This is a genomic window from Phenylobacterium sp. (assembly GCF_004799395.1).
GTDB lineage: Bacteria > Pseudomonadota > Alphaproteobacteria > Caulobacterales > Caulobacteraceae > Phenylobacterium.
In genome coordinates this window covers 1-4,461 of the sequence record NZ_SSMZ01000089.1, presented here as the reverse complement: position 1 = coordinate 4,461, position 4,461 = coordinate 1, and the positions used below count along the sequence as shown (strand labels likewise).

Genomic DNA, 4,461 nt, shown 5'->3' with positions numbered 1-4,461 from the left:
GGATCGGATGGGGGTGAAGTCGCAAGTTCGATGCTGGGACGAGCTCCCCTGCGCAAGGATCCACCTCGGAAATATTTCAATTCTGATTACGGGGGCAGGCTCCTAGCGAGGGCGAGACAATGGGAATCTCCGAGCCTCCATAAATGAAGGTGACTTGGGAATTCGTTTGCGATACCGCCGGCGCGCTGGTGTCGAAGGTGAACACCGCCTGGAAGGCGTCCCCGGCCAGATTGCCGCCTCCGAAGGTGTGGAAATTGTCGAAGCCTTCGGTGACGGTTCCGTCAATGGTCACGGTGACGATCGCCGCCGAAGCCGTACTCGCCACCATCAGCGACACAGCCGCCGCCGCGGCGCCGGCGACCGGCGCCCTCAGCTTCGCGATCGACAGTCCCAAAGTGGCGAAAACTGTAGGCCTACGCATGGATGAATCCTCAGCCAACTGACACACGACGTAAGGCGAAAGCGATGAGGCTCTGCTTGGCGCGCCAAGGTTGCTTCCTCGCAGTGGCCACGCGCCCTGAAATCTTGCGAAGGCGGTCGCAATCAAAAACGTTGGTCGGTGAACAGCATAGCTTCCGGAAGCTGCCGCCAGTATTGCCTAAATAGGCGCCCGCAATGCAATTTCTGCGCGATGTCTCCTGGGCGCGCGTGGGCCGCCAACCGTACGCCACGATCCATGGCGGGCCCTTTCCCGCGACATCCGACAGTCGTTCACGTCGGTCGGCATGGCGGCCATCGAGCGCTTCCTACGTCCCGTCTGTTATCAGGGTTTTCCGGACCGATTGCTGCCCGAGGCGCTGAAGGCCGCCAATCCGCTGGGAATCTGGCGCACAGTTGAGGGTGAGCTGCAGGCGCCCGAAAAAGCCATCTGACGGGGCTGACCCGGCAGCATCGCCGGGGAGGCTAGTTGCAAGACGCGACGCCACCGGACAGCGCTCAATCGCCTCAACAATTCTGTGGTCGCTTGCAGCGGAAATCGACGGCGTCGCGCCTACGCGGTCACCCCGATCCACCTATCTGTTCAATGTCGCGCATGTTTGGCGCCATCGCCACCGCGCTGGAGGACTTTCATCTTGAGCCAAGCCTTGCCCGAAAAGACCCTCCCCAAGGGCAGCCTGCTCGTGGTCGGCGTGGGCGCCCCCCTGGGTTTGGGCGCAGCCATTGCGCGACGGTTCGCCCAAGGCGGCTATCCAGTCGTGATCGCCGGTCGCAACGCCCCCAAGCTGAAGCTTTCGAAAGAGGCGCTGGAGGCGGACGGCCTCAACGTCGTCAGCGTGGTCGGCGACGGCTCGGTTGCGAGTGACGTGAAGCGGTTCGTCGCGGCGGCGCAGGATTTGTCGCCGCTGGCGGTGGCGGTGCACAACGCGGGCAGCAACCGACCCTCCCCCTTCCTCGGCGTCACTGAGGAACAGTTCGAGAGCCACTGGCGCGAGCATGTGTTGGGAGGCTTCCAGCTTGCCCAGGCGACCTTGCCAGTTCTGATCGAGAATGGCGGCGGGAGCCTGATTTTCACGGGTGCCAGCGGAAGCCTGAGGGGAAAGGCGAATTTCGCCCCGTTCGCTGCCGCCAAGGCCGCCCTGCGGAACATGGCGCAAAGCGTGGCCCGTGAATTTGGACCGCAGGGCGTCCATGTCGGTCATGTGGTGATCGACGGCGGCATCGAGGGTGAGCGGCTACTGTCGCGTCGCCCGGACCTCAAAGACCAGCGAGGTCCCGACGGAATGCTGAACATCGACGCGATCGCGGAGGCCTACTGGATGCTCCACCATCAACATCGCAGCGCCTGGACGCTGGAGCTGGATCTGCGGCCGTGGAGCGAGAATTTCTAGGCGGCAGCGAACGCGGGGCGTCAACCTGACAGCACCCCATGCTCATCCAAGAGCGCACGCGCTCCGGACGGCAGGCGGCAAATTGCTCAGGCCACCGCCCGTGCGGCGAAGTTGCGTACGATGGGCGAAGTCTCGCCGCGGCGGTGGGCCAGTGCTAGCCGAGTGATCGGGGCCTCGTCCGCAATCGCGCGATAGGCGACGCCGGCGACCTGCAGCTGGCTCATCGATGCCGGTACGATCGAGACGCCAAGTTCCGCGGCCACCAGCGTTATGATCGAGGCCATGTGCGGAGCCATTTGGCCGATCACGGGATCGAAGCCGGCGTTCCGGCATGCGCCGATGACACTGTCATAGAGCGTTGGGCTGACCGGGCGTGGGAACAATAGAAACGGATCGGTCCTCAGATCCGACAGATCGACGTCCTGGCCGGCCGCGCAAGGATGGCTGGCCGGCAGCGCCACCACCATCGGCTCTTCCGAGAGCAGGCGGAGCTGAAACGCCTCGCTTCCGACGACGCCCGGCCGTAGGAACGCTGCATCCAAGAAGCCGTCCTGTAGACTTGCTATGAGACGCGTCGTGTTGGCCTCCTCCAAAGTAAGGTCGACCTCGGGGTAGGCGCGGCGGAAGGCTCGAATAGTCCCCGGCACGACCGCGTTGAAGGCCGACGAGGCGGTGAAACCTACGCGAAGCGAGCCCGTCTCGCCGCGGGCCGCCCGCCGCGCCGCCTTCGTCGCCCGCTCCGCCAGCCCCGGCATCTCCTTCACAACGTCCAGGAAAGCCTCGCCCGCCGGTGTGAGTTCCGCGCCATGCGCGAGGCGGTGAAACAGCGACGCCCCGACCTCGACCTCCAGGTCCTTGATCTGCTGGCTGAGCGGGGGCTGCCCGATCCCAACCTTGGCGGCGCCTCGCGTGAAGTGACGCTCCTCCGCGACCGCCAGGAAGTAACGGATGTGGCGCAGTTCCATGCATCATCTCCAAAAACGATGAACAACGCTTGTCATATATATTGGAAGTCTCAAAGGGCCGCGTCCATCTTGGGTTGGAAGGCCCGCCCACCCCGAATTCACGAGCGGCCCTCACGGCGCAAGCCCGCGCCAGCAGCTGATCTTAGGAGACTTTCCGATGACCCCGATCACCACCGCCAAAGCGATCACCGCCGACCGCGTTCGCGACATCTTCAAAGGACTGGAGAATGGCGACGGCGCCGCCTTCTTCACAAACGTGGCCGACAACGTCGACTGGACGGTCATGGGGGCCCATCCTCTCGCCGGTCACTACCCCAGCAAGGCGGCCTTCATCGAGGGCACCTTCTCCAAGCTTGCCAAGGTCCTGCCTCAGGGCGCGCAGCTCCACGTGGAGCACCTGATCGTCCAGGACGACGAGGCGGTGGTTGAGCTTCATTCGCTCGCGACGGCCAAGAACGGCATGCGTTTCGACAATCGCTACTGCTGGGTCGTCGACTTCAAGGACGGCGTGATCGTCCGCGTCCGCGCCTACCTCGACTCCGCCATGGTCGCCCGGCTGTTCGAAGAGAACCAGATCGGCTGAGGCGCACTGCTGTTTGCGCTGTTTCCGGTCCCGCGAGGCCGCCTGCACGAGCCGGCGGCCTCCGAAGGAGCAAAGATCATGACGTCACATATCCAGACCTTGCGCGCACTGCTTCGCGACGAGAAGGGCGTGCTGCTGCCGGGGGCGCCCAACGCGCTCACCGCCCGGATCATCGAGGACCTTGGTTTCAAGGCTGTCTACCTGACAGGCGCCGGCCTCACGAACACCGACCTCGGTCTGCCGGACCTGGGGTTCATGGATCTGCGCCAGATCGCCGAGCACGTCCTGGCCATCCGAGGCGTCGTCGAACTGCCCCTGATCGTCGATATCGATACCGGTTTCGGCAACGCGCTCAACGTGGCCCATACGATCCGCACCCTCGAGCAGGCCGGCGCCTCCGCCGTGCAGCTGGAAGACCAGCACGCGCCCAAGCGCTGCGGCCACTTCGAGGGCAAGGAGCTGATCTCCGCAGAGGAGATGGTCGGCAAGGTCTGCGCCGCGGCAGACGCCCGTCGCCAGGACATGGTGATCATCGCCCGCACCGACGCCTGCGCCGTCGAAGGCTTCGAAGCGGCGATCGACCGCGCAAACCGATACATCGAGGCGGGCGCCGACATGACTTTCGTCGAGGCGCCGCAGACCCTGGAGGACCTGAGCGCGATCCCCAGGCTGCTGCCGGCCCCGCAGATGCTGAACATGGTGCTCGGCGGCAAGACGCCGATCGTCGACGCGGCGGCGGCGGGCGAGATGGGCTTTGGGCTCGTGCTCTACGCCAACGCGGCGCTGCAGGCCGCGATCCACGGAATGCAGACGACGTTGAGGGCTCTCAAGGCGACGGGGGTGCTCGACGAGCGGATGGTCACCTCGTTCGCCGAGCGGCAACGGCTGGTGGGCCAGGCCACGTTCGATGCGATGGAGGTGCGCTACGCCGCCGGCGCGCCGACCCGCGCATAGGCGGATTTGAATTCCATTTCACGAGAGCAAGAAACCGATGAGAACAAATGTCCCCTTCGATAGCGCCGGCATCAACCTCGCGGGAGCCTTCGACGCGCTTGACGGCGCCCAAGATGACGGCGGGAGCAAG

6 protein-coding genes are annotated in these 4,461 nt (G+C 64.8%); 4 read left to right on the top strand and 2 right to left on the bottom strand.

Going from position 1 to position 4,461, the window contains the following annotated elements:
* Nucleotides 1–76 precede the first annotated feature (76 nt).
* A complete protein-coding gene (locus tag E8A12_RS06415; protein ID WP_293367090.1) occupies nucleotides 77–421 on the bottom strand; it encodes a hypothetical protein in 345 nt (114 codons plus the stop codon).
* Nucleotides 422–725: 304 nt separating this feature from the next.
* Here E8A12_RS06415 and E8A12_RS06410 point away from each other — a divergent pair, with 304 nt between their 5' ends.
* Nucleotides 726–872, top strand: a complete 147-nt coding sequence (locus E8A12_RS06410; protein ID WP_363211677.1) for a hypothetical protein — start codon at nucleotides 726–728, stop codon at nucleotides 870–872.
* 201 nt (nucleotides 873–1,073) lie between these two features.
* Entirely contained in the window at nucleotides 1,074–1,829 is a 756-nt protein-coding gene (locus tag E8A12_RS06405) for an SDR family NAD(P)-dependent oxidoreductase (RefSeq protein ID WP_293367089.1), read from the top strand.
* A gap of 86 nt (nucleotides 1,830–1,915) precedes the next feature.
* Here the strand turns inward: E8A12_RS06405 and E8A12_RS06400 are convergent, their stop codons facing one another.
* Nucleotides 1,916–2,794 carry a LysR family transcriptional regulator gene (locus E8A12_RS06400; protein WP_293367088.1) on the bottom strand — a complete coding sequence of 293 codons (879 nt, stop codon included), beginning with the start codon at nucleotides 2,792–2,794 and terminating at the stop codon, nucleotides 1,916–1,918.
* 157 nt (nucleotides 2,795–2,951) lie between these two features.
* Between E8A12_RS06400 and E8A12_RS06395 the strand changes: the two genes are divergently transcribed.
* Nucleotides 2,952–3,377 carry a nuclear transport factor 2 family protein gene (locus E8A12_RS06395; protein WP_293367087.1) on the top strand — a complete coding sequence of 142 codons (426 nt, stop codon included), beginning with the start codon at nucleotides 2,952–2,954 and terminating at the stop codon, nucleotides 3,375–3,377.
* A 78-nt stretch (nucleotides 3,378–3,455) separates the two neighbouring features.
* A complete protein-coding gene (locus tag E8A12_RS06390; protein WP_293367086.1) occupies nucleotides 3,456–4,331 on the top strand; it encodes an isocitrate lyase/PEP mutase family protein in 876 nt (291 codons plus the stop codon).
* Nucleotides 4,332–4,461 lie beyond the last annotated feature (130 nt).

Bases quoted from the DNA above. Each gene is read 5' to 3' on its own strand.
- E8A12_RS06415 (WP_293367090.1), bottom strand. From the start codon at position 421: ATGCGTAGGCCTACAGTTTTCGCCACTTTGGGACTGTCGATCGCGAAG.
- E8A12_RS06410 (WP_363211677.1), top strand. From the start codon at position 726: ATGGCGGCCATCGAGCGCTTCCTACGTCCCGTCTGTTATCAGGGTTTT.
- E8A12_RS06400 (WP_293367088.1), bottom strand. From the start codon at position 2,794: ATGGAACTGCGCCACATCCGTTACTTCCTGGCGGTCGCGGAGGAGCGT.
- E8A12_RS06395 (WP_293367087.1), top strand. From the start codon at position 2,952: ATGACCCCGATCACCACCGCCAAAGCGATCACCGCCGACCGCGTTCGC.
- E8A12_RS06390 (WP_293367086.1), top strand. From the start codon at position 3,456: ATGACGTCACATATCCAGACCTTGCGCGCACTGCTTCGCGACGAGAAG.